Below are 26,759 nucleotides of genomic sequence, written 5' to 3'. Positions count from 1 at the left end.
TTGCTCGACCACTGCCTCGTGACCTCTACGGAGAGGTGATTCATGATCAGTTATGGGCTGAACTTATGCTGATGTGTGCAGGGCTAACAAGTCCCCTGCTAAAAATGCTTTGTGGGGCTATTTCTATCATTTGCGCGATTTTGTTGAGGAAAAATGGTCTCTCAATCGTTTATTCAGTGACACTAATGTTTCAATGGAAAGAGGTCTAAATGAAAAAAATTATTGTTATGCCTGATGCGTCATCTGCGGGTTTGTTTAAGGCACTCGTTGCAAGCAAAAAAAATACTATCATTAGTAGTAAATATGGTAAAGTAGATGTGGATTTTGTTATTTTTGAACCCGACTTGATAAATGACCCTCTGGTAAACGAAGAAGGAAGAAAGTTTTTCTTGATAAGAAAGGAATTGAGACTAGAAAAACCAGAAGCATTTAAAACCTTGAGGGTTTTCGACCCCGATGAAAAAAATATAACGGACTTCCAATCCATTCTTTATGCGATATCAAATAATATTGACATGGATATTTGGTTTGATAGGAGTGGTGTCTCACAATCCACGTTGGTTTTTTTATTGAACATAATAAATTCATCACCGAACTACCCGATTGATAGTCTGAATATTTTTTATTTTGATGGGGTCATTGCAGGCGAAGAACTGAATGATTTTGATGATTCAAAGGCTGAATTAATTTCTAATAAATCCGATTTAATCTTGGTGTCGAGTAAATTGTGGAGATGGTTTGTCTCAGATGAGCTTGATAAGTTACATAATTTATATTGCCGAGAATGCAAATCTGAATATAGATTTTCTAATTTATTTGAAGCTATCTTTGATAATCTACCAAGGGCTAATAGCGGGTTGGATAAAAATGAAATAATACTTTTGGGTTTAATAAAGAAATTAGGGAAAAGCACCTATCAAGAAATAATATCCGAATATTACTTGCATGTTTCTCATCCGTTAATATGGATGTTAATTCCATCATGCATACAAAACCTGAAAGACCTTAAATTAATCCGCTATGGGGTTGATGAGCTTCACGATAATTTTAAGGTTTTTGTTGAGGAACAAGTAGAATCAAATAAAAATGATTATGAATCATTTGTTATTGAGTATATGGCTGATGAACTTCCACCTGCCAATAGAATAAGATTTGGTAAAGAAGTAACTTGGGTTTGGGATGAAGAAATCGGGAAGGTAAAGAGGTTTTTTTGAATGCCTTTCTAAAAGGGGAGGGTTAAACCCTCTCCTAATTAAAGATTAATGAAGAAAATTAAAACAGAAGTTTGTTCTAGATACTTGTGAGCTGTTTTGCAGTCTTAAACATGAGCCTTTGAGAGAGCGTCCGTATTCACTTTTTAAGTTATTGCACATATTAGGCCATGCGGAAGTGTGATGTTCTGCAGCATCGCGGGCAGCAATGTAACATTGCGCATAATCAGCCGTTCTGAGGTTATACTCGGTTATCCGGGCACGCTGCCGGTCAACATGGGCACCCGTGCTGAAGGGCGAGGCTGCCATGCTGCCGGTATTCACGCCGGAGTTGCGCCCGGGCAGCGTGGCCGACCGGCCGCTGCAGCTGCCCGGCATCGGGGCGTTGTTTCTGGTCGGGGATGATGCCCTGTCCCGTGACTGGCTGAAGGCCAATGCCGGCGCGCTGGCTGAACAGCATGCGGCCGGGATGATCGTCAACGTCACAGATATGACTGCCGTGCGTGAGTTGCGTGAGCTGGCACCCGGTGTCAGTCTGGCCCCGGCTTCCGGCAGCGAGCTGGCCCGTCGCCTGCAGATTGCGCATTATCCGGTACTCATCACCGATACCGGCATGACGCAGCAGGTTAAGCCGTAATGGTCGCGACACAGCTCAACGGTCTGCTGACAGTCCACCCCGTGGGGATTGCCATGCTGGCCATCCTGTTCCTGGTGGTGATGGCCTTTCTGAACCTGCGCCGCCGGGAGAACGCCAGCACCCGCCGTCACCGGCGATACCGGGCAAAGGCGGGGCGGGTACTGGATAAACTGACCCGCCTGCCGGGAGACGGGCAGCGACTGACTTATCTGCGCAAAATCAGCCCCTATGTCTTTGAAGAGCTGTTGTTGTCTGCCTTTGAACGCCAGGGGCTGACCGTGGTGCGCAATGTCTCCTACAGCGGTGACGGCGGCCTTGATGGTCAGGTCATTATTGACGGGGAATACTGGCTGATTCAGGCCAAACGTTACAGCCGGGCTGTTTCCCCCGCACATGTTGAGGACTTTGGCGGCGTATGTCTGTGTGCAGGCACCCTGGGCTGTCGCTCTGGCTCCGTCTGTCAGCTATGTCACCGCCGCCGGGTTTGCGGCGCTGGCCGTCACCCGCACGCATCAGGGGATGAAGATTATTCGTTACCGCCGGAATCTCCGCCGCCTGCCGCGCTATGTCATGAGCACTAAGCAGATCCCCGTCAGCCATCGTCGCCTGTTTCTCGGGCGGGGTTTCCGCTGGACCCAGAAACACACCCAGCGCCTGCAGGATACGCTGCGCCCTGAAGTGGCCCGTTACCTGCAGCCAAACCGCTTTTACCTGGGGGCCCGTCAGCTCGAAATGATGACAGAGCACCGTCTGCCCTGGCTGGGAAAGCTGCTGAGTGCTGATACGCCGCTGAACCCGGTGCGGCCGTTACCGCCGGTGGGCGGGAATCCGGCGCTGCACGGCATCGAGCCCGACGAAAAAGACGTTACCCTGGCCCTGGGGGAACGCGTTGGCCATACGGTGGTGTACGGCACCACGCGCGTCGGTAAGACCCGGCTGGCAGAGCTGCTGGTCACCCAGGATATCCGCCGGGGTGAAGTCACCATCGTGTTTGATCCGAAAGGCGACGCAGACCTGATGAAACGCGTCTGGGCAGAGGCCCACCGGGCCGGGCGCGGGGATGAGCTGTATATCTTTCATCTCGGCTGGCCTGAAATTTCAGCCCGTTATAATGCCGTCGGGCGTTTTGGTCGCGTGTCAGAGGTGGCGTCCCGCGTGGCCGGTCAGCTGTCGGCTGAGGGGAACAGCGCGGCATTCCGTGAATTTGCCTGGCGGTTCGTCAACATTATCGCCCGTGCGCTGGTCGCCCTGGGTGAGCGCCCTGACTACACGCTGATCATGCGCTACGTGAACAATATCGCCGATCTCTATATCCGCTATGCGGAAAAAATCATCCAGGCGCAGCTGCCAGCTCTGCAGACGCAGATTGAGAATAATCAGCAGGTGCTGGGCGAGGACGACGTGCCCCGCAACATGCAGGGGCAGCCGGATGCCTTACGTATCTGGGCCATTGAAGTTGCCCTGAGTTCAGAAGAGGGTAAAAAACTCTATGATCCCATCCTTGACGGGCTGCGGTCAGCGGTACGTTATGACTGTACTTACTTTGACAAAATCGTGGCGTCGCTGCTGCCGCTGCTGGAAAAACTGACCACCGGCAAGACCGCCGAGCTGCTGTCGCCGGATTATCAGGACATTGACGACACGCGGCCGATTTTTGACTGGGAACAGATCATCCGTAAAAAAGCCGTGGTGTATGTGGGGCTCGATGCGCTCAGTGACAGTGAAGTGGCGAGCGCGGTCGGTAACTCCATGTTCGCCGATCTGGTGAGTGTGGCCGGGCACATTTATAAACACGGTATCAATGCGGGCCTGCCGGGCGGGAAAGAAGGGAAGTCCCTGATTAACCTGCACTGCGATGAGTTTAACGAGCTGATGGGGGATGAGTTTATCCCGCTTATCAACAAAGGGGGCGGTGCCGGCATGCAGGTAACGGCCTATACCCAGACGTCTTCTGATATTGAGGCACGCATCGGGAATGCGGCCAAGACGGCCCAGGTACAGGGTAACTTTAATAACCTGATTATGCTGCGCGTCAGGGAAAACCGCACCGCCGAGTTGCTGACCACGCAGCTGCCGCAGGTGGAGATTTACACCAAAACGCTGGTCTCCGGGCACCAGGACACGGCAGATGTCAATGCAGACCAGGACTTCACCTCAAGCACCCAGGACCGCGTCGGGACGGTAAAAGTCCCACTACTGGAGCCGGCCGATATCGTGACGCTGCCAAAAGGGCAGGCGTTTGCCCTGCTGGAAGGCGGGCAACTGTGGAAAATCCGTATGCCGCTGCCTGCGGGGGATGCGGATGATGTGCTGATGCCGGAAAGTATTGAGAAAATAGCGGAAGAGATGCGGCGCAGCTATCACAGCGGCGAATCCTGGTGGCGGGATGGTCCGGCCCTGAACGTGCCGGTCACAGGAGGGGCGAATGGCTGAGGTAAAACGTCCCCCACAGCAGCAGACACTGCCGGAACGCAAGCACGGCATTCTGTATAATCTGCTCTGGGGCTGGCCATGGGCCCTGGTGGGCGTGGTGCTGTCCTCGCTGCTGCTGAGCCTGCTGATTGAATATATCGGCATCGCCTTCTTCTGGCCGGAAGCCGGGGCGGCGCACAGTGAAGCGGTCATGAACACCGAGTTGGGATGGCTGTCCACAGAGTTCACCCGCAGCCTGCTGCTGTCTGAGCCATCTGTGACGGTTGTGCGCTGGGTGAGCACCGCCTATCAGTGGGCCTTTGTGGACAGTGGCTTCCTTGACTGGGTCCGGCAGCAGTATGCGTACCAGATGCACAGTGACAATGCAGTCACCCGGGAAATCAACAGCTGGAGCGGCTGGCTTGCCGGCTACCTGCGTGAGTACCTGCTGGCCACGGTATGGATCAGCATTATCACCCTGGTACGTGTCACCATCCTTGTACTGTCCGTGCCGCTGTTTGTGCTGGTCGTGGTGGTGGCGCTGGTTGAGGGGCTGGGGCGGCGTGATCTGCGGCGGTACGGCGCGGGGTATGAAAGTTCGTTTGTCTATCATCATGCCAAGAAAATGGTCAGGCCTGCAGCGATTGTACCCGCGATGCTTTATCTGTCATGGCCTACAGCGGTTTATCCCAATCTGCTGTTGCTTCCGGCTGCGATCCTGCTTGGTATTGCGGTGACGGTGACGACAGCATCCTTCAAAAAATATATATGAGCGCCTCCCGTTTGCCAGGTTTTGTACTTGATGACGGACAGGACGATTGCGGCTATATATCCGGTCTTTATGCAGCTTCGAAAGCGGCTGCTGACCCTAATGAAATCCGCTGACTCACGCCTCAATTACCTCTGCGAACCCGGAGTTCGATACTTTTTTCAGGCCTGGTGAATCACGGTCTGACCTGCTCTGCCATTATATACACTGCCTGCGCAACCTGCTGACGTTCTGCTTATACACTGTGATTTCGCAAGTAAGTGCTCAGTTAAGAGCCGCTTCCTTCTGGTAGGGCCTGCCATGAGCCAGCACAGCCCATATGATTCGTGCCATTTTGTTGGCCAGCGCCACGGAGACAACGTTTACCGGACGCCGCTTCAGCAGGTCGGTGACCCAGGGCCCCGGCTCACGGGCATTCTGTATGACGCTGTGCGCACCGTTGACCAGCAGCTTGCGCAGGTATTTATCGCCCCGCTTGCTGATCCCCAGCAACTGTATCCTCCCGCCGGTTCCGGTCTGCCTCGGGACAAGCCCCACCCAGGCGGCAAACTCCCGACCTGAACGGAATGCGTCCGCGCTACCCATTGACGCGACCGCAGCAGTGGCGGTCAGGAAGCCCACGCCGGGAATGGCACTGATGGCTTTTACTCCGGGGTCATCTCTGCTCAGCTCGCGTATCCGCCGTTCAATATCAGCAATCCGACCGTCCGTTCTTTCAACTTCACCCAGTTGTTCACGCAGGCTGTCGATGAGCACTGCCGGTAAACGTTCGGACAGGCGGGCAAGAATATCGGGGACATTTTTAATGAGGCTGGCATGCCCTGTACGCATCACCTCGCCATATTCTGCAAGTAAACCGTGTAAAGCGTTGGTCTGCATCAGCCGGAATTTCATCAGTTGTGAGCGTATCCGGTGCAGTGCCAGCATAGCCTGCTGCTGTTCGGTTTTTACAGCCACAGCCTTTCCCGGTTGCTGAACCGCGCGCCAGATGGCTTGTGCGTCGGCCGTATCATTCTTGTTACGGATATTAAAGGCCTTGACGAATTCGCCCGGCATCAGTTTTACCTGATGGCCGAGCCTGCTCAACTGGCGGGCCCAGTGATGTGCGCCACCACAGGCTTCCATGCCAATGAGGCAGGGTGCGCGATTGGTGAAAAACTCAATAAACTTCGCGCGCCTGATGGCCTTGTTAAAAATTTCTCCCGTATCCATATCCACGTAGTGAACCTGCATCACGTTCTTGGCAATGTCGACACCAACTGGCATGAGTTTCATTTTTGTCTCCTCCTGCATGGTTAAAAACGGTCGTTTTCCAGATCGTATCTGCTCCACGCTGCGTCAAGTTCAGGAAAATTTAGCTCTGCCCAGCGGTCAAGAGCTTTGAGTGTGCTGACAAGTGACTCAGCCACACCAGTCAGGCTGTATTCCACGCAGGCGGGTTTTTCACCGTAGTCGACTCTGGACACCAGTCCATGTCGTTCGAGCTGTCGCAGCGTCTGGGTAAGAACTTTTTGTGAGATGCCCTCTATTTTTCTCATCAATTCTCCGTTGCGAATCGGGCCCTCTTCCAGGGCAGGGAGTATGAGCATTACCCATTTGCCCGAGATAAGCGCCAGCGCATCCCGGGCTGAACACTTGGCTGAGTAAACGTTTCCTGGATATGCCATGGGTGGTTACCTCAAGGTGCGTAATTGAAGGAAATAATAAAAGAAAACACTATAACGATGAACAGTCGTTACGGAGTATCATTATGAATGTACTGATTATCACTGCTCATCCTGAAGCAGACTCATTTAACTCATATCTCGCATCTAAAGCCGCCAGAATATTTGAAAAAAAGGGCTCACTCGTTCAATCAGTCAATTTATACCGTGAAAACTTTGAACCGTGTGAGGGGCAAATTTTTTACCCTGACAGGCAGGACGTTGAAAGGTTTGACGCCCTGCGGGAGCAACGGCACCACTGGAACGCACATAAGCTGCCCGAAGATGTTACGAGGCATATTGAATTACTGAAAAATTCTGACCTGTTACTGCTGCATTTTCCCTTCTGGTGGTTCGGTATGCCGGCAATCCTGAAAGGCTGGATGGACCGGGTATTTGTTTATGGCGGGATTTATGACAGCAGCCACCGCCATGAAAATGGCGTAATGAAGGGGAAACGGGCTTTACTGACAGTATCCGCCGGTGCTTCTGCAAATGCCTGCGGGTATAACGGACGTGATGGCGACATGCGTTTAATGTTATGGCCACCTATACATGCCCTCCACTATATAGGTTATACGATGCTCGAACCTTACCTGATCCATGGTGTTCGCGGTGGCCTTGATGGGTTAGCCAAAGAAAAACAGCAGCAGTTTCTCGATGAAAAAGTGAAAGATTTCGAAATCAGGCTTAGCAATATCAATGAATGGCCCATTATCCCCTTCAACAGAGAAGAGGATTTCAATGATGATAAGACATTAAAACCTCAGGCACCTGAATTCAGCCCGTTCGTTCGACACCATTCGGATAAATGGAACGCTGATTCATTTTGAAATGTAACTGACTTCGGCCTGCCAGCTCCACACTACCGCCTCACCTTAAGAGAAGGGAGGTGCTCATTTCATTACCTTTAATCAGAGCTGGACGGAGGCGTGCAAAACTTGTTTTGTGCGCCTGCCGTCAGCAGACAAGCCCCGGGAGAACCTGCCCGGGCGCGTCAGCGGAGCAACCTGTTATCCCCTGTATATAAATGGGCCTGAGGTGCTGACGGCTCCCATCAGCATGCCAATTACCGCGATAACGATCAGCAGATCCACGAGAGCAGGGAAGTAGCTTCCACGGTAATACTCGCGGCTTTTTTCATCTCTGTTGATATAACGGAATCTTACCGTCAGGGAAACCGCTAAACCGATAAAGCTCACTATTAACAATAAAGTGCCATTCATATCTATCATCTCCTCTCGGTAAAATCCTGCCCAGATTACTGGCGCTCAACCTGCAATAACATGGCTAATCAAACTCTGGCCGGCTGTGATTTTTCCTCCTGAATTCCTGCCTGCAACCTTTGTTCCGGCAGCACCTGCCGCAGAGGATTAATTTTCAGGATTGCAGTTTGGGTTTATCGCAGACCTCAGTAACGTGCTCCCGCATCCTGTTCGCACCCCTTAATCCTTCTGGAGGTGCGTATGAACTCAAATCGTCCGGCCATGCGGCGCAACCGTCGTGTCCCGGGCATCACTGGCCTGGTATTGCTGACCTTTCTGGCATCAGCTGCTGCACAGGCATCCGAGAAAGACGAGCTTGCGTCTGTTCAGCGTCAGCTGGACCAGGTTCAGGCGTCGCTTGAACGGGCCCGCGTGGCGGCTGCACAGGCCGACCCGGCTGACCATGGCCGCTTTTTCTTTGATTACCGTCAGGCCACATCCGATCTCAACACCATCCGTAGCGGTATTGACCGCTATCTGGAGCCCTCCCGCGCGCAACCGCGCGACCCGTCTTTTGTGGCCGGTAATTACCGGCGGGAGCGGCCCTGATGTCCATGACATCCGAACAAACGAACGCGTTTAAAGCCGGCTCCGGCAGTCTTGATGTGAACATCCTTCATCTGCTCTGCATCGGGGCACTGCTGGCATTTCTTTTTTTATGGGCCGCGTGGGCGCTGTCGGATGTCTGGACCGGCTGGAGTAACACAAAGGTGCGGGACGCGGCGCTGGGGCGTTTTGCCGTCCGCACCGTGTTGCTGTTGCTTGTGTGTATCTGGATGTTTGCCAGTTAACCCGATTATTAACGTTACGTCAGGAGATAAATTCCATGCATCAATCTGAGTCTGTTGTTTCCCGTCTGCGCCGTCTCGCCAGCCGCGCGATGAACCGCGCCGGTACGCTGGCCCTTCTGGGCTGGCTCACCTGCAGGCCGGCCTTTGCGGATTTGCCAAGCGTTGAAGCACCTCAGTCCAGTGGTGGAACCGGTCTGATGGGTCAGATCAAGGGCTACCTGCAGGACGGTGTGGTCATTGGTGGTCTGGTTGTGGCAGCCATCGCCTTCATCAACGTCGCGATTGCTGCCGTCCATACCTTCACGGAAGTCCGCAACGAGCGGGCAACCTGGACCAAATTTGGCTCCATCATCGTGGTGGGTGTGGTGCTGCTGGTTGCGGTTATCTGGCTGCTGGGCAAGTCAGCAGAAATCATTCTGTAGGAGTTCACGACGATGCAGACCATTCGTTTTTTACCTGACCGTCTCAACAGTGAACCCGTGGTGTTTCGCGGGTTTACCACCCATGAGATGGGGCTGGCAGCCCTTGCCGGCGCGGGTGCGGGTCTGCTCCTGTCACTGCCGTTTATCCCGCTTGCCGGATGGGTTGTTGTGCCCACCGGCCTGCTGGTCATGCCGCTGCTGCTCGTCTGGTTCGGCGGCCGCTGGATGGCCAGGCTCAAGCGCGGTAATTCGACTGTGGGCGAAAGCAGCTGTAACGGTGGCGCATGCTCTAAATTCGGCAGCGCGGAAGAGGCGGCGGCCATGACCGTGAAGGTACTGGGCGATCGCTCGATGCGTACCTGTGCCAACGCAAGTGAATGTACAAGCGGTGATGCGGATGACCAGCCCGGTACGACCGTTGCCGGCACCGGCTTTGTCCCACTGCTGGAAGAGGCAACCAAAGCCAACGCTGAGCAGCTGGTAAGGCTCGTCAACGGTACGGAAAAGCCCACGGCTGCGAATCTGGCGAAGCTGAAAACCGGCGGACTGCCGGTAACGGCCGGCGTGATTAAAGCCCTGCAGCGTGATCCGGATAACGCGGCCCTGACGGCCCGCCTTGCAGGCGAACTGGCCATGTCTGACACGGTGGAAACGGCGCTGCTGATGCGTCGCATGATGGTTACCGGTATGTCGGAGCCGAATGCCGCTGCCCAGCCAAAGGCCATTGATACCGCCGGCCAGCGTATCGAGGCGCTGGATCGGGAAATTGCGGCGCTGAAAAACGAGATGGAGATGAAGCGTGAACTGTCACGTAATTCAGTGCTGACCATTATCGACAGGGAGAATCAGCGCGTCGAAACCAACCCGCAGACCCAGTCTGATGACAATACCGACAGTCGCTTCAACCAGATGGCAGCGCCGCAGTCGGCTGAATGAGGGAATAAGAATGCGTAATAAAACGACTGTCAGGAAAGTCCTTACCCGTGCCGGCATCTTCCTCGCCTGCATGGCGCTGTTCATGGTGGTCTCACTGATGATGGCTGACACCGCCATGAAACATCCGACTGAAGCAGCTGCATTCCGGAGCTGGATGCAGTCAACGCGCTACGGCTGGCTGATATGGCGACTGGCACTCTATGCGCTGGTTGGCTGGGGCCTCTGGAAAATCCGGCATGCGCCAGGTTTTCAGGAGATGTACAGGCGGCCGCTGCTGCGCATCAGTATGGTAAGTGTGCTTTTTATCGCGTTGTGTGAGTACGCGATGTTTACCGGTCCGGGAGCCTGAAGATGACGACAAACAGCTATCTTGAGTATTTTCTCACGCTGCTCGGCTGGGTGATCAATAACGGCCTGTGGAATGTCCTGCTGAGCACCGGCCTTTTTGTCCTGCCGCTGGCGTTCAAGGTGGTGGGTATTTGGCTCAGGGTCCGTGAAGAGGGGGAGGATGAAGGCAACAAGGGGATGCTGTCGCTGCCCCGTAACGAGAACGCGCTGTATGCCGGGTTCCTGGTGATGATTGCCTGCTGCGTGCCGCTGATTAATGTCAGCCTCAGTACGATGCAGTACGACACAACCCGGGCAAAGAGCTGTGGTGTGTGGACGCCAAAAGCGCCGGATGAAAGCGGCTATGCCGGCGTTGTCACCAGTCTCAACGACCAGACGGCTGCAGCACCGGTATGGTGGGTGCTGATTCATAAACTCTCGAAAGGGGTCACCCAGGCGGCCGTGGCGACCATTCCCTGCCGCCCTGACATGCGTCAGATCCGCTTTGAGGTACAGCACACGCGTATCGACAACAAAGCGCTGGCGCAGGAGCTGCAGGACTTCACCAACGACTGTTACTCAGTCGCGCTCTATCTGTGGAAGCAACAGGATCAGGGCCAGACAAAGGACAAAACCACGCTGCGTGATATCGAATGGATTGGCAGCAGTACATTCCTGAGCCGGTACTATCCGTCGCTGCAGTCGAAACTGCCACGGGCGGCATTCCCGTGGAGCGACAGCCGGGACAGTGGCCGGCCCAATACCGGAAGAGGCGGGTATCCCACCTGCAGCGAGTGGTGGAGCAGTGCGGATAACGGTCTGAAAGCCCGCGTGAAGGACCAGGCTGACCCCGATATGTGGCTGCGTATCTCGGCCGCCATGAAAATGTCAGGCTTTAACGACAGTGACTATCAGGAAGCTGTCATACGGCGCCTAGTCAGCCCGGAGAGCCTGACGGTCTCACAGAGTGGCCATGTGTATGCCGGCTATGGCGGCAACGCCGATTTTACCCTGGATAATGCAGCGGCACGCGTGGCGGCTATTGGCGGTACATCTCTCGGCAGTCTGGCGGCGTTCCCGGCGTTCGATGCGATGCGACAGGCGCTGCCAATGGTGCAGGCTATCCTGCTGATGGCAATCTACGTCATACTGCCGCTGATTCTGGCCTTTGCGGCCTATGAATTCAAAACGGTAATCACGATTACGTTTGTCATTTTCGCCCTGAACTTCCTGACATTCTGGTGGGAGCTGGCGCGCTGGCTCGACAGCTGGCTGCTGACCGCATTATACAGTTCTGACACACATAGCCGCTTTAATATGGCGGGACTGCAGAACAGTACCGATGACCTGATCATGAATCTGGTTATGGGCACTATGTTTCTGGTACTTCCTGCTGTTTGGTTAGGGGCATTATCATGGGCAGGAGTTACCATCGGGAATGCTTTAAGCTCAGCATATCAGCAAGGAACAGCAAAAGCTGAAAGCTCTGGAGGTAAGTTGGGAGAGGCAGGAGCTAATGCTGTTGCAAATAAAGCTATGAAGTAAGCGTAAAGCGTCACAAATGAGTAAGGGGGAGCCCTTACTCATCCTCGTTAACCATACGCCCTGCAGCGTCGTACCATCCCCATCCATGCTGGCCATCACGATATTTTCCATAACCTGGCTGCTCTCCCATAAAGTTCCCACATGGTGCATTTTCACTTTCGGAGAGATGTTTTCTATGAGGTGAGAGCACGGCACTAATGAGAAACAATGATCCAATAGTGAGGATTACAAAACATGCAATGGGTATCATTAGGATATGCCCACACCAAGACGGTAGACGATGAGTAGCCGCCCACGACACACACCGTTTATCCCAGTTTAATAGAGTAGTTATGGCTTGTTTCCATATACCGGCAAGGCGGGCACTACGATCCCGGAAGAATTTGTCTTGAGATTGATACATCGCGCCTCCGGTTTCAATAAGTCACGTATGAACTATAGCGGAATTTTTGTACAATTACGAGCATCCGTAACAACTGCCTGAGAGCCCTGCGTCTCGTAATATCTGCTACGAGCGGGAAGGAGAACTTAGTGCTCAATTATTTACATTAAAAAAATGATTATGTAAGCCATGGCTATTCACTAATACACTTAATGTGAGTTTTCGTTCCAATGAGCGTCTGACCTCTAGTGGCTTGATCCAAGTTGTGGAAGCGCCACTTTTTTCAGTAAGCGCCGCGCTACTATTTAGTCATGAGGGAAAGGCCATTAAACAAAATCTGTATGGATGTGTGCGTAGAAAATTTTGCACGCATCCACTAACATATAGAGAGTTCCGGTGACGGCCCCGACGAGTCAGTTTTTAGCAAAAGGCTCCTGACGGAGCAGTATCCTGTCAATGACATCCAGAACGCCATTTTCTGTATTTTTCCCGGCATTAAAGACAGAAACGTTTTTGACTGAATCAGAAGCGTTTTCCATTGAAAATGAATAAGTTGCCAGTGACAACATCTCAATATCATTTCCACTGTCACCGAAAGCAGCTATTTCTTCAGCAGTAATTTTCCAGCGATTCATCAGTCTCTGAATTCCACTGGCTTTATGTACTCCGGGGATGATCAAGTCCATAAACCCATGACCGCTTGTCACTGGTTTAACAGTTCCATGTAGTGATGTGGAAAGACTCCCGTAAAGAGCTGGAATGGCCGCATCATCCAGGCTCAGGGCATATTTAAAAATGACATCATCAATTTGGTCGTATGTATCTACAAGCTGCAGACGATGATAGTATTTCCTCATAATATCCAGGAAACTCCGGGGAGTACTTTTCTTCACCCAGGCACTCCTCAGACCACAAACGACAAAATCAATGCCCCCATAATTTTCCAGTATATTATTTATATTCGTCACCTGTTGTGATTCGAGTTCACCATGAAAAACCTGTGTTCCGGCATCTATCACCAGCGCACCATTTTCCGCGACAAAAGCAATCTCGTCTCTTATTTCAGGAAAAAAAGAGGCCAGCTGGTAATACTGATTACCGCTTGCCACAACAAAATGGATCCCCATTTTTTTCATTTCAATGTACTGCTCCCGGAAACGAGCACGATCATACTCACTGTTGTTATCCAGAAAGGTACCATCCATGTCTACTGCAATTATCTTCACACTCATCATTCACCTCAGGGTACGTTCAGTTTAAAGGTAAGACTGTAATTCTTTCATCAATAGTCAGAGCTGCGTTTACGCAAAACAGGAGCCAGTATGACCGGGAAAATGAGCAGTGACACGACCACCACCATAGCCATTCTTAAACCCGCATGTTCACCGATGAAACCCAGCATGGGAGGGCCGACAAGAAAGGCCGTATATCCCACGGTTGCCAGTATACTGACACGCGCAGCCGTGTCATGACCGTTCGCCGAACCGGCTGAAATAGCAACAGGAAATCCAAGTGCCGCTCCCATTGCCCAGAAAATAACCGCCACACCAGCCATCCATACATTAGGGGAGAGAATCACACCCAGAATTCCCAGTGCACCGATGATTCCACAGGCCCGTATAACGGTCACCGGTCCGAAACGGCGAAGAATGGGCGTGCCGATAAACCGACCTGCCGTCATTGTTATCGCGAAGGCGACAAAAACCAGCGATCCCAGTTTCTCGGAAACCCCATGGGCGTCCACAATGAGTAGCGGAAGCCAGTCATTCGCCGCTCCTTCAGCGAGGGCGACCGACAACACGATTAGTCCGGCGAGAAGGATCCGGGGGTCGTTACGGAGGACCGTTGTTACTCCGCCAGATGTGCCACCGGCTGAACCTGAATGATCTGGTATGGTGCGGACTGTAGCAATGACATAGGCTACGGCCGGAAGCAAAACTATGCTGGTAATCAGCATGTGCCATTCAACAGGCAACCGCCATGCAACGATCGCCAGCCCACACACTGCGCCTATAGCGGTTCCCATACTGTAACAGCCGTGGACCATGGTAAGTACGGGGTGCTTTAATCCTTTTTCAACCTGTACGCCAAGAATGTTGACAGCAACCTCAGCAATGGCCATACCAAATCCCACCAGGCCGAGCCCCAGGCCCGACAGCCATGCCGAAGCGATGATCGTTCCTCCGGCCAGCACGAGAAGGCCTGACAGGGCAATCAGTAATCCGCTGAAGACCGCCCGGGACGTACCGAGGCGTCTGGCTATATTTCCAGCAAGCAGGATCCCGCTCATAGAGCCCAGGGAAAATCCAAACAGAACCAGTCCCATCTCCCCTGTTGTTGCGCTGAGCGCATCTCGTATAGAAGGGGTCCTGACTATCCAGGATGCCATAGTGAATCCCAGGACAATGAAACAGCAGAACAATCCTCTCCGGGTACGATACAGTTCTTTCATATACTTACCTGATAAATTAAAATGATAAACAATGTACGTGCGTACATATTGCTATGTACGAGCGTACATAGCAATATGTATTCTTATGTTTAAGTGGAGGAATTGTGAAAAATAACCGAGCCCAGAGACGTTTCGATCCGGACCGGCGGGAAAGAATACTTGCCTCAGCTCTGGACGTTATCGCAGAACATGGCATTGCAGAAACTTCTTTACGCCGGGTTGCCGCTGCGGCAGATGTTCCTCTGGGATCGATGACTTATCATTTCGCAGACCGTGAGGCTTTTCTCTGTGAAGCCATGTCGCGCTTTGCTGACGAAATGTACTCATACCTTGAAAAAAAGATGGAAATCTGTCAGACGCGCGAAGATGCCATAAATGCTGTAATCAGTCATATGTCCGGTGAAGAGTGGGCTACAAGACGCAATCTTTTGCTTTGTTATGAGCTTTATGCTTTTTCTGGCAGAGGCGGGGACTCTGGTAAGATTCTCCCTCGATGGCTCAATAAAGTCAGGAACGAATTGCTGAGATTTTTTGACAAGATTACGGCTGATGCGCTGGATGCTCTTCTTGAAGGGTATAGTATTCACCGGTCTGTTGATGATGACCCTCCAACCCGGGAAGATATTGAGAAAATTGTAAAAAAATTAACCGATTAATTTATTGTGATGACCTTCCCCCTGAAAACAGTGCCAGGCTAAACTGAAGTTTCCGGTCTTTCTTCCATCTCAAAGAGAGGCACACCGCCATGAAAAAGACCCGTTATACCGAAGAACAGATAGCCTTTGCGCTGAAACAGGCCGAAACCGATACTCGCGTCGGGGAAGTCTGCAGAAAAATGGGCATTTCTGAAGCCACTTTTTATATCTATGGACTACCTCCGTTTTGCAAGTACTGAATCTGGTTTTGGGTTGTTGCTTACATCTATCCGGCATCAGGAAAATCTGTGCCCAAATGGGTAATTCGCACACAATCGCCTCAACAACTGGACGGCCTCTGAGGCCAGTATAAAAATCAGGTGATAATAGGAACATAACAAGACATATAAACTCTATGAAAATAATAAATTTTTTCACATTCGATCTTCAAGCATGCCCTCTTTAATGCCCCCGCATTGATTTTTACCACTTCAGCAGGGGCTTTTTCATGAATATCTTGCACAACGAATCACCAATCGAAATGCTCCACTCCAGGCAGCACATCTCCCGCAGCATTGAGATGGATAGAGGTGATCGCATACTGGTGGGATAACATCAGGATCAATCGACGACACGCTTTCGACAGGCCTAGTCGTTTCAATCTGAGCACTGGGTATTGCAAGGCACTGAGCCGGAGCAAGTAGCCCGTTCCGGTAAAGTGAATCCACTCCGCATCACTGTATTCAGTCTGATCATGCGACAGTTGATAAAACCGTTCGTTGTCCTGATCCATTATGTGAGCAGTACTGCACTGTATGCTGGTAAAGATGCAGTGCAGCGGGACGATGCAAAAGCCGCCCGACTTAGTATTCGGTTCAGTTAAAAACTGCATAAAATTAACTCCTGTTTAAATAAAGTTAAATACAGCTAATTCGGATTTTTACCCGTAAAGTTTGCAGGCAACCACGAAATCTTTATTACTGGCTTCAAACTAGGTCCAGATATCGAAAACAGGTGTTCCGGCGGGGAAGTGAATAAAAGGCTCGCTGATGACCTGCGTCCCCTCTTCTTCCCTGACGGCCATGTTTCCCAGTTCCCGCCATAAGCTATTCAGGCGTGCCACAGGGACAGGCATCGCTGCCTCCTTTATGCTGATGACGGGGTTGGATAAACAGAAAGATACACGTAGCCGCAACTCCCCAGTGTATCGGCCTCACAGGTCAGTCCATTGTGATAAAGGGTGACACAGTGCGGGTGGCGCGGATTGAGCTCACCGGTGGAGGGCATCAGCTCCAGTTGCTTCATCATCAGGGGAAATGCCTGGTCGAGTCGCAGCGCCTGCTCTTCGGTGAACTGACCGTTAAAACCGGCGCGGTCAGCCAGAAAGTGCAGACGGCTCCTCTCCTGTACGAGCCGTGCGCCAAAGCATGGTGAGATGTTGCGACATAATCCCCATTGCTGTAAGTCATTTGATGACATTTTTACTCTCCTTTATAGCCAGCCACGCTCTGCAAACGAACTCACCGTCATACCCTGTCAACGACGGGTAAAAAGTGATCCACTTTCATCTCCACCGACGATCTAATATTGATCCACTGTTTTACTCAGGATTAGCTTCAGCGATAACCCCGGCCTTTCGTTTCTGTTTCAGTCGATAGCTCTCTCTTTTTATTTGAAAAACGTGTGAGTGGTGTAAGATCCGGTCCAGCATAGCGGATGTCAGCGCCGCATCACCGGCGAACGTCTGATCCCACTGCCCGAACGGCAGGTTGGAGGTCAGGATCATCGCGCTCTTCTCATAACGTTTGGCGATGACCTGGAAGAACAGCTTTGCCTCTTCCTGACTGAACGGCAGATAGCCTATTTCATCAATGATGAGCAGCTTTGGTGCCATAACGCCACGGTGAAGCGTTGTTTTATAACGGCCCTGACGCTGCGCCGTTGACAACTGAAGCAACAGATCCGCCGCTGTTGTGAAGCGAACCTTGATACCCGCCCGCACCGCTTCGTAGCCCATCGCTATGGCCAGATGCGTTTTCCCCACGCCGGATGGCCCCAGCAACACGATGTTTTCGTTGCGCTCTATGAAGCTCAGTGAACGCAGCGACTGGATTTGCTTCTGTGGGGCACCGGTGGCGAAGGTGAAGTCATACTCCTCGAACGTTTTCACTGCCGGGAAGGCCGCCATCCGGGTATACATCGCCTGTTTACGTTGATGGTGGGCCAGTTTCTCTTCGTGAAGCAGATGCTCCAGGAAGTCCATATAGCTCCATTCCTGATCCACAGCCTGTTGCGACAGAGCGGGTGCGGCGCTGATAAGGCTGTCCAGTTGCAGCTGTTCAGCGAGTACCATCAGTCGTTGATGTTGCAGCTCGACCATCATGCGACTCCTCTGCTGAACGTGTCATAGATGGACAGCGGGTGATGCAGCGGCTGTCTGTCGAAGGTCACCAGGCTTTCGTCTATCTGCACGTCATACTGTTTTTTCTCCGGCGGTAGCGCCAACATGGACTGCTGTTCTTCGATCCAGCGATCGCAGGGCCGGGTCTGGATTGTTTCGTGCCTGCGCTGATTTGCCACATCGTGCAACCAGCGCAGGCCGTAACGGTTGGCGGTTTCAACATCGACGGTGATCCCCATCGGGCGCAGGCGGGTCATTAGCGGGATGTAGAAGCTGTTGCGGGTGTATTGCACCATCCGTTCCACCTTGCCTTTAGTCTGTGCCCTGAAGGGGCGGCACAGTCGTGGAGAGAAGCCCATCTCTTTGCCGAACTGCCACAGTGAAGGGTTGAACCGGTGTTGCCCGGTCCGATAGGCATCTCGCTGTGACACTACTGTTTTCATATTGTCGTAGAGCACTTCACGCGGTACGCCACCGAAGAAGCTGAACGCATTACGGTGGCATTCTTCCAGGGTGTCGTAGCGCATATTGTCAGTGAACTCGATATACAACATTCTGCTGTACCCCAGAACGGCAACGAACACATGAAGTGGTGATTTGCCATTACGCATGGCACCCCAGTCAACCTGCATCTGTTGTCCTGGTTCTGTTTCGAAGCGCACGACGGGCTCCTGTTCCTGAGGGATGGCGAGTGAACGTATGAATTCTCTCAGGATGGTCATGCCCCGGCTTTGTTGAATAAATCGAACTTTTGGCCGTAGTCAGGATCAGATCACCATATTCCCGATCCTGTAGCGGTATCACATGGCAAAACAAACGTTCAAAATCACCAACTGGGCTGACTACAACAAGGCGCTCGTCAATCGGGGCTCACTGACATTCTGGCTTGATGAGTCGACTACTCAGGCCTGGTATGAACAGCCCAACACGTCTTCACGTGGTCGTCCTCAGCGTTATTCTGAGCTCGCTATTACCACCGTACTGATGCTCAAACGCGTCTTTCACCTCACACTGCGCGCCGCGCAGGGGTTTATTGACTCTATTTTTATCCTGATGAAGCTCCCGCTCCGTTGTCCGGATTACTCCTGCGTCAGCAGACGGGCTAAGTCCGTCAATATCCCGTTCAAAACCCCCACGCGCGGCGAAATAGCCCATCTGGTTATCGACTCCACCGGATTAAAAGTCTTCGGTGAGGGTGAGTGGAAGGTGAAAAAACACGGCCAGGAAAAGCGCCGCGTCTGGCGTAAACTGCACCTGGCGGTAGACGCCGGTACGCATGAGGTTATCTGCGCTGAACTTTCCCTGAACAATGTGACTGATGCAGAGGCATTCCCGGGGCTTATCCGTCAGACGCACAGGAAAATTCGGGTCGCCTGCGCAGATGGGGCGTATGACACAAAACGGTGCCACGACGAGCTAAGGCGCAAGAAAATTATGGCATTAATCCCGCCGCGAGCGCGTTCCGGTTACTGGCCGGCGGAGTATGCCGACAGAAATCAGGCGGTGGCGAGGCAGCGTCTGACGGGGAGTAATGCTTACTGGAAATGGCACACGGCTTACAACCGGCGTTCTGTGGCAGAAACGGCGATGTACCGTGTTAAACAACTGTTCGGTGGGCATCTTACGCTGCGGGATTATGATGCGCAGGTTGGAGAAGCTATGGCCATGATCCGTGCCTTAAACAAAATGACGCGAGCAGGCATGCCAGAAAGTGTACGAATTGCCTGAGGAAGTGACTGAAAGGGAAAGTTTTTATTTAAACCCGATTTATTCAACAAAGCCCCTTGCCCGGTGTAAAGCCTGGATATCCTGCTGTTCGGGGCTTTTTGGCGGCACGAACTGCATTGTCGGTTGCATCAGAGCCACTGCGATGGCCTGTGCATCATTACCATCATTTTTTTGCCCGCGGACAAAGGGTTTTACATACTGAGGACTGATGACCTTTACTTTGCGCCCCAGTTTCTCAAACTCACGCTGCCAGTAAAATGCCCCGGTGGACGCTTCGATCCCAATCAGACATGCAGGAATATTTGCCAGCGTCTGGAGCAATTCCTTTCGGCCAGTTCGTTTCGTATAAACCGGTTTGCCGGCCTGGTTTAACCCGCAGAGCTGAAAAACATTTTTAGCCAGATCAATACCCAGAAATACGATATTCATGGTGATTCTCCTGGTGAGCACATTTCGTACAGTTAACCGCAGCGGGAGGAGGTAGTCCATCCCATTAACTGGAATAAGAAATTCGCTGGTCTGGGCCTGACAGAACTGCGTCGTTTACGGCAGCTGGAGGATGAAAATCAGCGGCTGAAAAAGCTTGTCGCTGACCTGAGTCTGGACAAAGAGATGCTACAGGAGGAACTGAAGCAAAAATTCTGAGGCCGGCTCAGAAGCGTCAGGCGGTACATTTCCTGCGGGAAGCTTACCGTATGAGTGTCCGGTGGGGATGTGGACTGCTGATGCAGAGCAGAACCGTTTACCACTGGCAGAGTCGGCGGGATGATCGGGCGATTACCCTTCGCATCAGGGAAATAGCGGAAACCCGGATCCGCTACGGCTGCCCGCGTATTCATATTCAGTTGCGACGGGAAGGCTGGCCTGTTAACCACAAGAAAACACACAGGGTCTATTGTCTGCAAGGACTGAACCTGCGGAGAAAGCGTCCGCGCAGGCATGTCAGTGCAGCACATCGCCAACAGCGCCCCTTCCTGACCGGTGTCGATCAGTGCTGGAGTATGGATTTCGTGTCGGATAATCTGTTTAACGGACGGCGTTTTCGGGCGTTAACTGTAGTGGATAATTTTAGCCGTGAGTGTCTGGCGATCCACGCAGGAAAGTCGCTGAAGGGCTAGGATGTGGTCGCTGTGATGGAAGCATTACGGTTACTGAGTAAACGCCAGCCTGTGCGTATTCAGACAGATAACGGCAGCGAGTTTATCTCGAAGAGCCTAGATAAATGGGTGTATGAAAATGGGGTGACAATGGACTTCTCTCGTCCAGGAAAGCCGACAGATAACCCATTTATTGAATCATTTAACGGTAGTCTGCGGGATGAATGTCTGAACATTCATTGGTTCCTCTTACTGGAAGATGCGCAGGATAAACTCGGCAACTGGCGCAGGGAATATAATCATGAGAGAACGCATTCATCATTAAATGACATGACCCCGGCTGAATTTATCCGGAGCCTACAAAAAGACGAAGATCTCTGATTTAGCACTGCATTGATTTTGGGCCAGGGTCAATCGTTGGATATTACAGCGCACTCAGACCGCATGAATATAATGGTGGGTTACCACCAAACGAATCGGAAAACTGCTACTGGAAAAACTCTAAAGCTGTGGCCAGTTTTTATTGACCGCTTCAGGTCAGGGTCACACTCGAGTAACTGGAGGATGAAAATAAGCGGTTGAAGAGGCAGGTTGCAGATTTGAGCCTGGAAAAGAAGATGCTGTAGGAAATGCTAGTGCTTAAACAAAAGTTCTGATGCCGGCTCAGAAGAGCCAGGCGGTACATCCCCTGCGGGAAGCTTATCCTATCAGCTTCCCGCTGGAATGGGTTCTGCTAATGTAGAGCAGAACAGTTTACCATACATATAGCAGAAAAATATATTTAACACCCCTTCCATTTAGATAACGAAGGCATAGTAATTAAGCTTACAGCACAGTTTACTAAATATAATATTTCTACTCGGGAAACGCAGTAAGCGACATTATCTAGGACGAATTCTGTGGTGCTGTAATATCTCTGGTTAGAAGAATACCTTCGGGGTTATTCTATCCAGCAGCGCTCACCGTCACAGGCTACCTTTTTTTTCACACTATCATCGGACATCGGCTCGCGAACCTGAGTGGCAAGTTCGGTCAGCATGGTAATGATGTCGTCAGCAAGGTCGGCCTTATGCGCCGCCGTAATCGCGTCCTGTGCATGCTGCCATGCTTCCTGGTGCTGGTGTTGTTTAAATCGCACCAGCGTCAGGCTGCGGGCGGCATGGCAAAGTGCCATCGCGTTTTCTTCTGCCTTTGCCTGTCTTTCCGCGAGCAGTAACACAGTGGCAGCAACCTCAAGTAATGCAGCCTCCTCATTCATTTCCGGTCCGGCGTCAATACCGTCGACTATGATGTATCCCAGTTCCTGTCGCAGCGTTGGCGACGTCGCGCCGAAAGTGGTCTCCAGATGACGTGCATAGTCCAGAGCAGCGTCGCCGTCGCCAAGACGCAGTTGCAGGGCCAGCTTCTCAAGTCCCAATACGCGCTCCAGTTCAGGGGTAGTGGCAAACGCAGCCTCACAGACGACAATTGCGCCAGCCAGATCCTGCCGGGCAGAGAGCTCCGCAAGTTGTTTTTCCAGCGTAGTTCTCTCTGCAACCATGCTTTCTGCTACCCAATTTCTATAGTCTGCGGCGGCGCTGCTCAGATCAAAGGTGCCGGCCACCACTTCAGCCAGTGGCTTATCCAGGTCCAGCGGATGGCCGAACCAGGCGATGCGGCCCTGCTGGTCGATCAAAAATGCGGTCGGAATGCCTTCCTGCCAGCTCGGCTTCAGCCATTCAGTTGGAATATCGCCCGGCCGATCTGCCGTGGCGGTAGGATTAAAGGCCAGGCTGTAACGCATCTCGTCGTCGTGTTCTCGCACAAAGTCACGCACCGAATTGATGTCATCTTCCCAGACGGCGGCACCGAGCACTGTCACCTCAGGATAGCGCTGCTGCAACGCGCTGAGGTGTGGGAAGGTAGCCACACAGGGACCGCACCATGTGGCCCAGCACTCCAGCACATAAATCTGCCCTGGCTGAAATTCTGTGAACGGTTCGCCCTTAATAAATTCAAGGCGCGGGAAGATTGGTGCTATTTCGCCGATATAAAGCGGATTCGCTGACATAGTTAACTCCTGAACGTTAAGTAGCATTGCGGAACCGTGCAGCGCGGATTATCCTTCGCTGCTGGTTTCCAGCAGGTGAATTAATAAATTTTTCAGTCCCTGATACTGTTGGTTGCAATAAATTTTAGTATCATCCAGTAGCTGAAAATAGTCGGCATAGCGGTCTTTAAGTTGTATATAAATTCGCTGCCGCAGAGCGATGACATCCTGTTCGCTGTATTTACCGGGCTTATCGATATCAGCGTTGAATAGCTGATCCTCATAATACTGATTCATTTCGTCCTCTCGCTGCTGCCAGCTGGCATCCCACCCTGACTGGTTGCGTGCCAGCTGTTCATGCAGGCCGCGTAGCGCGGGAAGCATATCGGCCAGTGCTGTGACCGATTCTCCGGCTGGCCAGCACAGCGCCTCAGTCAGCGTCGCTAGTAGCCATTCGGTTAGCCCATCAGCGGGTGGTAGTGTTAGCAGGTCTGCCTGCAAAGACTGCCACTGTTCGGGCGTTGCGGTCTCACTGGCCCGGTGCAAAACTGTCAGTTGCGTGAACGCCGCGCGCCGGGCAGGTAGCAAGGGCAGTTCTGCGCGGTGCAGCTGCTCCGCCAGTGGCGGCAGCAGCGCAGTCAGCAGCCGGGATTCAATCACCTCAAGACAGGCACCCGGCCGGAGTGCCTTAAACCAGCGCCGCATCCACGCGGCGTCCGGCAGATCATCGTCAAATGCAAGCCGGTCGGCGAGCAGGGCAAACGACGGTGGCAGGCCGGTGACGGCCTGGTATTGTTCCAGCCCGCCGCGCACCGCGCAGCCACTGAAGGTGCCCGTGCCGTCCTGCCATAGTGCACCGTCTGCGCGGATGCGTCCCTGCCGCAGGCTCTCCTCCAACTGGGCCAGTACCCGATCCCTGGCTGTGGCGCTGCCGCCCCACGCGCGTCTCATGGCATACTCCGCTGCCCTGCGGCCAGCCAGGCACGCAGGCGCAGCTTGTTGAACAGGCCGCTGTGGCGTGCCGTTTCGCGGCCACGGTGGAACAGCACAAGCGTTGGGATGCTGCGCACGCCCAGCTCCGCGGCAAGTTCCGGCTGGCGATCGATATCGATCCACGCCACGTGCAGCTGCCCGGCCTGCTGCTGCGCCACTTCATCGATCAGCGGGGCAATCAGCTGGCAGGGCTGGCACCAGTCGGCGCGGAAATCGAGCAGCACCGTCTCATGCTGCGCGAGCAAATCGGCCAATTCTGCTGAGTGGAGTTGATGCCCGTTCACGGCTGTTCCTCCGTTTTCGCGCGCAGACCGGGCAGCTCGCTCTCCTTCAGCCTGTAACGCGGCAGCCCTGTGGGCAGCACAACGTCAAGACTGTCGCCGAGCTGCGTTAAATCCCCGACCACAATCCACACCATATGCTGCGGGTTAACCAGCACCTCAGCCAACCGCTGCAGATCCGCCAGGGTCAGAGCTGCCAGATCTCGCGCGTATATGTGCCAGTAGTCGTCAGGCAGTTGCTGGGTGGTGGTGAAGCGCAGCGCGTTCATCAACTGGCCGACTCCCTCCGCGCCTCCGCGCAGTCTCAGAAGCTCGCTGCGTCGGAATTTCTCCAGCTCGTCCATGGTGACCGGGCGATCACCACTGATCGCCGCCAGCTGCCGCCAGATTTCAGCCAGTGCTGCGGCGCTGCTGTCCGTCTGCACCGATGTGAACAGCCCGTGTACCCGTGCCGCGCGTCCCAGTGTCAGGATGCTGTTCACGCCGTAAGTCCAGTTGTGCTCCTCGCGCAGCGAAGTATTCAGCCGGGAGGCGAAGCCGTTGAGCAGAATCTCATGCAGCAGGGTAAAAGCCGTGTCTTCCAGACCCTCGAGGCGCGGCAACAGGGTGGCGGCGGCGAGGGTGGTCTGCGCCACGCCGGGCTTATCGACCAGCCAGACCCCGGCCGGGCCAGTGCTGAAGGCAGGTAGTGTCAGCTCTGTACCATCATCCGGCAAGCGCCAGTCGCCCAGCAGTGTCTGAAGCTGGCTGACCACTGCATCGAAGTCGGCGCTGCCGACCACAGTCAGCTGGGCGCCTATGGGAATCAATAGCCGCTGCTGGTGCGCTTTCAGTCCTGCAAAGGTCAGCGTTGCCAGCGATGCGGGCGTCCCGGCACCGAACATTGGTTGTGCGTACGGGTGGCCAGCGGCAAAAAGCGTCTGTGAAAGCAGTAGCGAAACGATACCGTCCGCCGCGTTCAGCTGCGACTCCAGTCGGTTAATCTGGCGGCGGCGTGCGCGGTCAAATTCCTGCTCGCTGAAGCGGCTGTCGCGAACCCGTGTGGCAAATAGCGCCAGTGCCGGCTCCAGTCGCGCGGTAAGCGCACGTAACGTGATGAACAGGTGATCTTGACCGATACTGATGTCGATATCGGCACCGAGTCGCTCGGCCTGTTCCACCAGCTCCTCGGCGCTGAGGTCACCCGCGCCGCTCTCGTTGAGAAGGTGGCTTAGCAGTTGGCCCGCGCCGGGCGCGGCAAAGCCGTCCCAGGCCGTGCCACGCGGCACTGTCAGCGAAATCAGGGTTTCCGGTTGCTGCAGCCGTGCGGCAAAGCTTATCATAATACCGTTAGTCAGCATTGCGCGTTGCGGGGCAGGGAAGGTCAGATCACCTGTGAGTTCGACCGGCGGCACGGCGCGTGGCGCGGTGAGTGGTTCCGCGCTGCGGGCGGTGAAGGGCACAACGTGCAGCGTGTAACGATCTTCATTGAGCCAGCGCGCGGCGGTGCTTCGGATGGTTTCGCAGTCGATCGCTGCAACGGCGTTCATCATGCGGCTGAAACCCTGCGCGTCGCCGAGCATGCCGTAGCTGGATGAGAGTAAGTCGGCGATATCGGTTACCGTGCTGTAACTTTTGACCATGTTATTCAGGTAGAGATCCCGCACCCTATCCAGCGTCTCCACCGTCGGGCCATTGGCGTTAAACGCTGCTAGAATGTCCAGCATCGCCGCCTCCAGCTCCGCGGGATCGCCATCGCTTTGCACCTGAGCAGAAATGCTCAGCTGGCTGCACACCTGTCCGGGTTCAATCCATGCGTTAACAAAGGCGGCGAGGCCGCTTTCATGCACCAGTCGCCGGTGCATCACCGACAGCACACCTTGGGTCAGAATATTCGGCAGCAGCAGCAAAGCTGTCGTCGCCTCGTCGCCCCAGGGCGGCAGGTTCCAGCTCAGGACGACCCTGCCATGTGGCACGCGATCCTCCAAAACTTCGCGGCGACCACCCGCAATGGGGCTTACCCAGGTCGAAGGCCGTTGCAGTGGCTCACCCGCCGGGATATGCGCGAAGAAGCGGCTGATCTTCTCCTTCGCCGATGCCAGATCGATAGCACCCGCAAGCGTCAGCACTGCGTTGGACGGATTATACCAGCGGCGGAACCAGCCGCGTGCGTCCTCCAGGGTGGCGTTTTTCAGGTCGGCCTCTTCGCCCAGCACAGTGTGCGCATAGGGATGACCTGACGGGAAGCAGGCCTTTGTGATGCGCACCGGTACCATACCGTAGGGCGCTCCCTCTCGCTCCTGCTTCTCATTCAGCACCACCTTGAGTTGACGGTCGAGCACCGACTGATTCAGTCCCTCCATGAAGTGGCCCATACGGTCGGATTCGGCAAACAGCGCAAAGTCCAGCGCCTCCAGCGGCACCGTCTGGTAGTAGTTGGTGCGGTCGCGATTGGTGGTGCCGTTTACCGTCAGCGCTCCCGCCTCTGTCATCCGCTCCAGATAGGAGCCGGGCAGGTTGCCGCTGCCGCCGAACATCAGGTGCTCGAACAGGTGGGCGAAACCGGTTTTTCCCGCGGGCTCGTCTTTTGCGCCAACGCGATACCAGACATTGACTGCCACCACAGGCGCCTGATGATTTTCATGCACTATCACTGTTAAGCCGTTTTCCAACGTAAAGGTATCGCACGGGACGGTCAGCGCTGATGCATCGGTCATCGGAACCGTTGATGTTTTTGGGTTAACTGTTGTCATCATTTTTCTTC

The 26,759-nt window shown here is 53.6% G+C and carries 23 protein-coding genes and 9 pseudogenes; 17 read left to right on the top strand and 15 right to left on the bottom strand.

Annotation, left to right across the window (positions count from 1 at the left end):
* Window positions 1-209 precede the first annotated feature (209 nt).
* From WM46_RS15570 to WM46_RS15550, 5 genes and pseudogenes are all read left to right on the top strand, one after another.
* On the top strand, window positions 210-1,214 hold the full coding sequence (locus tag WM46_RS15570; protein ID WP_102602752.1) for a hypothetical protein: 1,005 nt from the start codon (window positions 210-212) through the stop codon (window positions 1,212-1,214).
* Window positions 1,215-1,494: 280 nt separating this feature from the next.
* Window positions 1,495-1,848: pseudogene (locus WM46_RS15565) on the top strand (integrating conjugative element protein); the annotation flags it as partial.
* Window positions 1,848-2,288: pseudogene (locus tag WM46_RS15560) on the top strand (restriction endonuclease); the annotation flags it as partial. The pseudogenes WM46_RS15565 and WM46_RS15560, both read left to right, overlap by 1 nt.
* Window positions 2,257-4,281 (top strand): annotated as a pseudogene (traD, locus tag WM46_RS15555) (type IV conjugative transfer system coupling protein TraD); the annotation flags it as partial. The pseudogenes WM46_RS15560 and traD, both read left to right, overlap by 32 nt.
* Window positions 4,274-5,032, top strand: a complete 759-nt coding sequence (locus tag WM46_RS15550) for a TIGR03747 family integrating conjugative element membrane protein (RefSeq protein ID WP_102602750.1) — start codon at window positions 4,274-4,276, stop codon at window positions 5,030-5,032. The pseudogene traD and the gene WM46_RS15550, both read left to right, overlap by 8 nt.
* 261 nt (window positions 5,033-5,293) lie before the next feature.
* On the opposite strand, the gene WM46_RS15545 is transcribed toward WM46_RS15550, so the two are convergent.
* On the bottom strand, window positions 5,294-6,304 hold the full coding sequence (locus WM46_RS15545) for an IS110 family transposase (RefSeq protein WP_102602749.1): 1,011 nt from the start codon (window positions 6,302-6,304) through the stop codon (window positions 5,294-5,296).
* A 20-nt stretch (window positions 6,305-6,324) separates the two neighbouring features.
* On the bottom strand, window positions 6,325-6,696 hold the full coding sequence (locus tag WM46_RS15540; RefSeq protein ID WP_102602748.1) for a winged helix-turn-helix transcriptional regulator: 372 nt from the start codon (window positions 6,694-6,696) through the stop codon (window positions 6,325-6,327).
* A gap of 83 nt (window positions 6,697-6,779) precedes the next feature.
* Here WM46_RS15540 and WM46_RS15535 point away from each other — a divergent pair, with 83 nt between their 5' ends.
* On the top strand, window positions 6,780-7,565 hold the full coding sequence (locus tag WM46_RS15535) for an NAD(P)H-dependent oxidoreductase (protein ID WP_102602747.1): 786 nt from the start codon (window positions 6,780-6,782) through the stop codon (window positions 7,563-7,565).
* Window positions 7,566-7,745: 180 nt separating this feature from the next.
* Here the strand turns inward: WM46_RS15535 and WM46_RS15530 are convergent, their stop codons facing one another.
* The gene (locus WM46_RS15530) at window positions 7,746-7,958 is read right to left on the bottom strand and encodes a hypothetical protein (RefSeq protein ID WP_016151315.1); all 213 of its coding nucleotides are present in this window, start codon (window positions 7,956-7,958) and stop codon (window positions 7,746-7,748) included.
* Window positions 7,959-8,198: 240 nt separating this feature from the next.
* On the opposite strand from WM46_RS15530, the gene WM46_RS15525 reads away from it, so the two are divergent.
* The 7 genes and pseudogenes from WM46_RS15525 (at window position 8,199) to WM46_RS15500 (ending at window position 12,018) form a co-directional block, all read left to right on the top strand.
* The gene (locus WM46_RS15525; protein ID WP_016151316.1) at window positions 8,199-8,546 is read left to right on the top strand and encodes an RAQPRD family integrative conjugative element protein; all 348 of its coding nucleotides are present in this window, start codon (window positions 8,199-8,201) and stop codon (window positions 8,544-8,546) included.
* Window positions 8,546-8,788 (top strand): TIGR03758 family integrating conjugative element protein, encoded by a 243-nt coding sequence (locus tag WM46_RS15520; protein WP_004115536.1) that lies wholly within the window; start codon window positions 8,546-8,548, stop codon window positions 8,786-8,788. The genes WM46_RS15525 and WM46_RS15520 overlap by 1 nt, the downstream gene beginning before the upstream one ends.
* Window positions 8,789-8,823: 35 nt before the next feature.
* Window positions 8,824-9,210 carry a TIGR03745 family integrating conjugative element membrane protein gene (locus WM46_RS15515; protein WP_102602746.1) on the top strand — a complete coding sequence of 129 codons (387 nt, stop codon included), beginning with the start codon at window positions 8,824-8,826 and terminating at the stop codon, window positions 9,208-9,210.
* Window positions 9,211-9,222: 12 nt separating this feature from the next.
* A pseudogene (locus WM46_RS26650) lies at window positions 9,223-9,447 on the top strand (TIGR03750 family conjugal transfer protein); the annotation flags it as partial.
* A gap of 9 nt (window positions 9,448-9,456) precedes the next feature.
* Window positions 9,457-10,146: pseudogene (locus WM46_RS15510) on the top strand (integrating conjugative element protein); the annotation flags it as partial.
* A 10-nt stretch (window positions 10,147-10,156) separates the two neighbouring features.
* The gene (locus tag WM46_RS15505) at window positions 10,157-10,495 is read left to right on the top strand and encodes a hypothetical protein (protein ID WP_102602744.1); all 339 of its coding nucleotides are present in this window, start codon (window positions 10,157-10,159) and stop codon (window positions 10,493-10,495) included.
* 2 nt (window positions 10,496-10,497) lie between these two features.
* Entirely contained in the window at window positions 10,498-12,018 is a 1,521-nt protein-coding gene (locus WM46_RS15500) for a conjugal transfer protein TraG N-terminal domain-containing protein (protein ID WP_102602743.1), read from the top strand.
* Between the two features lie 795 nt (window positions 12,019-12,813).
* Here the strand turns inward: WM46_RS15500 and WM46_RS15495 are convergent.
* The gene (locus tag WM46_RS15495; protein ID WP_102602742.1) at window positions 12,814-13,632 is read right to left on the bottom strand and encodes a Cof-type HAD-IIB family hydrolase; all 819 of its coding nucleotides are present in this window, start codon (window positions 13,630-13,632) and stop codon (window positions 12,814-12,816) included.
* Window positions 13,633-13,682: 50 nt separating this feature from the next.
* The gene (locus WM46_RS15490; RefSeq protein ID WP_102602741.1) at window positions 13,683-14,852 is read right to left on the bottom strand and encodes an MFS transporter; all 1,170 of its coding nucleotides are present in this window, start codon (window positions 14,850-14,852) and stop codon (window positions 13,683-13,685) included.
* 104 nt (window positions 14,853-14,956) lie between these two features.
* Here WM46_RS15490 and WM46_RS15485 point away from each other — a divergent pair, with 104 nt between their 5' ends.
* Both WM46_RS15485 and WM46_RS15480 read left to right on the top strand, forming a co-directional pair.
* A complete protein-coding gene (locus WM46_RS15485; RefSeq protein ID WP_102602740.1) occupies window positions 14,957-15,508 on the top strand; it encodes a TetR/AcrR family transcriptional regulator in 552 nt (183 codons plus the stop codon).
* 89 nt (window positions 15,509-15,597) lie between these two features.
* Window positions 15,598-15,714, top strand: a pseudogene (locus WM46_RS15480) (transposase); the annotation flags it as partial.
* A 302-nt stretch (window positions 15,715-16,016) separates the two neighbouring features.
* Here the strand turns inward: WM46_RS15480 and WM46_RS15475 are convergent.
* The 5 genes and pseudogenes from WM46_RS15475 to istA form a co-directional block, all read right to left on the bottom strand.
* On the bottom strand, window positions 16,017-16,379 hold the full coding sequence (locus WM46_RS15475) for a DUF5983 family protein (protein WP_102602739.1): 363 nt from the start codon (window positions 16,377-16,379) through the stop codon (window positions 16,017-16,019).
* A gap of 99 nt (window positions 16,380-16,478) precedes the next feature.
* Complete coding sequence (locus WM46_RS26395) at window positions 16,479-16,622, bottom strand: hypothetical protein (RefSeq protein WP_187394389.1); 144 nt, start codon at window positions 16,620-16,622, stop codon at window positions 16,479-16,481.
* A gap of 11 nt (window positions 16,623-16,633) precedes the next feature.
* The gene (locus WM46_RS15470; RefSeq protein WP_102602738.1) at window positions 16,634-16,966 is read right to left on the bottom strand and encodes a type IV toxin-antitoxin system YeeU family antitoxin; all 333 of its coding nucleotides are present in this window, start codon (window positions 16,964-16,966) and stop codon (window positions 16,634-16,636) included.
* A 121-nt stretch (window positions 16,967-17,087) separates the two neighbouring features.
* On the bottom strand, window positions 17,088-17,870 hold the full coding sequence (gene istB / locus WM46_RS15465) for an IS21-like element helper ATPase IstB (protein ID WP_102602737.1): 783 nt from the start codon (window positions 17,868-17,870) through the stop codon (window positions 17,088-17,090).
* Window positions 17,867-18,613, bottom strand: a pseudogene (istA, locus tag WM46_RS15460) (IS21 family transposase); the annotation flags it as partial. The pseudogene istA and the gene istB, both read right to left, overlap by 4 nt.
* Before the next feature lie 79 nt (window positions 18,614-18,692).
* Here istA and WM46_RS15455 point away from each other — a divergent pair.
* On the top strand, window positions 18,693-19,616 hold the full coding sequence (locus WM46_RS15455) for an IS5 family transposase (protein ID WP_102602736.1): 924 nt from the start codon (window positions 18,693-18,695) through the stop codon (window positions 19,614-19,616).
* Between the two features lie 54 nt (window positions 19,617-19,670).
* Here WM46_RS15455 and WM46_RS15450 read toward each other — a convergent pair.
* A pseudogene (locus WM46_RS15450) lies at window positions 19,671-20,045 on the bottom strand (transposase); the annotation flags it as partial.
* Between the two features lie 66 nt (window positions 20,046-20,111).
* Here WM46_RS15450 and WM46_RS15445 point away from each other — a divergent pair.
* Window positions 20,112-21,094: pseudogene (locus tag WM46_RS15445) on the top strand (IS3 family transposase); the annotation flags it as partial.
* Window positions 21,095-21,653: 559 nt separating this feature from the next.
* Here WM46_RS15445 and WM46_RS15440 read toward each other — a convergent pair.
* The 4 genes from WM46_RS15440 to WM46_RS15425 are packed head-to-tail and all read right to left on the bottom strand — an operon-like array spanning window position 21,654 to window position 26,751.
* On the bottom strand, window positions 21,654-22,763 hold the full coding sequence (locus WM46_RS15440) for a TlpA family protein disulfide reductase (protein ID WP_187394388.1): 1,110 nt from the start codon (window positions 22,761-22,763) through the stop codon (window positions 21,654-21,656).
* Window positions 22,764-22,811: 48 nt separating this feature from the next.
* Window positions 22,812-23,693, bottom strand: a complete 882-nt coding sequence (locus tag WM46_RS15435; protein ID WP_102602734.1) for a hypothetical protein — start codon at window positions 23,691-23,693, stop codon at window positions 22,812-22,814.
* Window positions 23,690-24,019 carry a thioredoxin family protein gene (locus tag WM46_RS15430; protein WP_102602733.1) on the bottom strand — a complete coding sequence of 110 codons (330 nt, stop codon included), beginning with the start codon at window positions 24,017-24,019 and terminating at the stop codon, window positions 23,690-23,692. Before WM46_RS15430 ends, WM46_RS15435 begins: the two co-directional genes overlap by 4 nt.
* A complete protein-coding gene (locus WM46_RS15425) occupies window positions 24,016-26,751 on the bottom strand; it encodes a M16 family metallopeptidase (protein WP_102602732.1) in 2,736 nt (911 codons plus the stop codon). The genes WM46_RS15430 and WM46_RS15425 overlap by 4 nt, the downstream gene beginning before the upstream one ends.
* Window positions 26,752-26,759: the final 8 nt, after the last annotated feature.

The organism is Citrobacter freundii complex sp. CFNIH2, from assembly GCF_002880615.1.
In the GTDB taxonomy this organism is placed as follows: Bacteria; Pseudomonadota; Gammaproteobacteria; order Enterobacterales; family Enterobacteriaceae; genus Citrobacter_A; species Citrobacter_A amalonaticus_F.
This window is presented reverse-complemented; position numbering and strand designations above follow the sequence as displayed.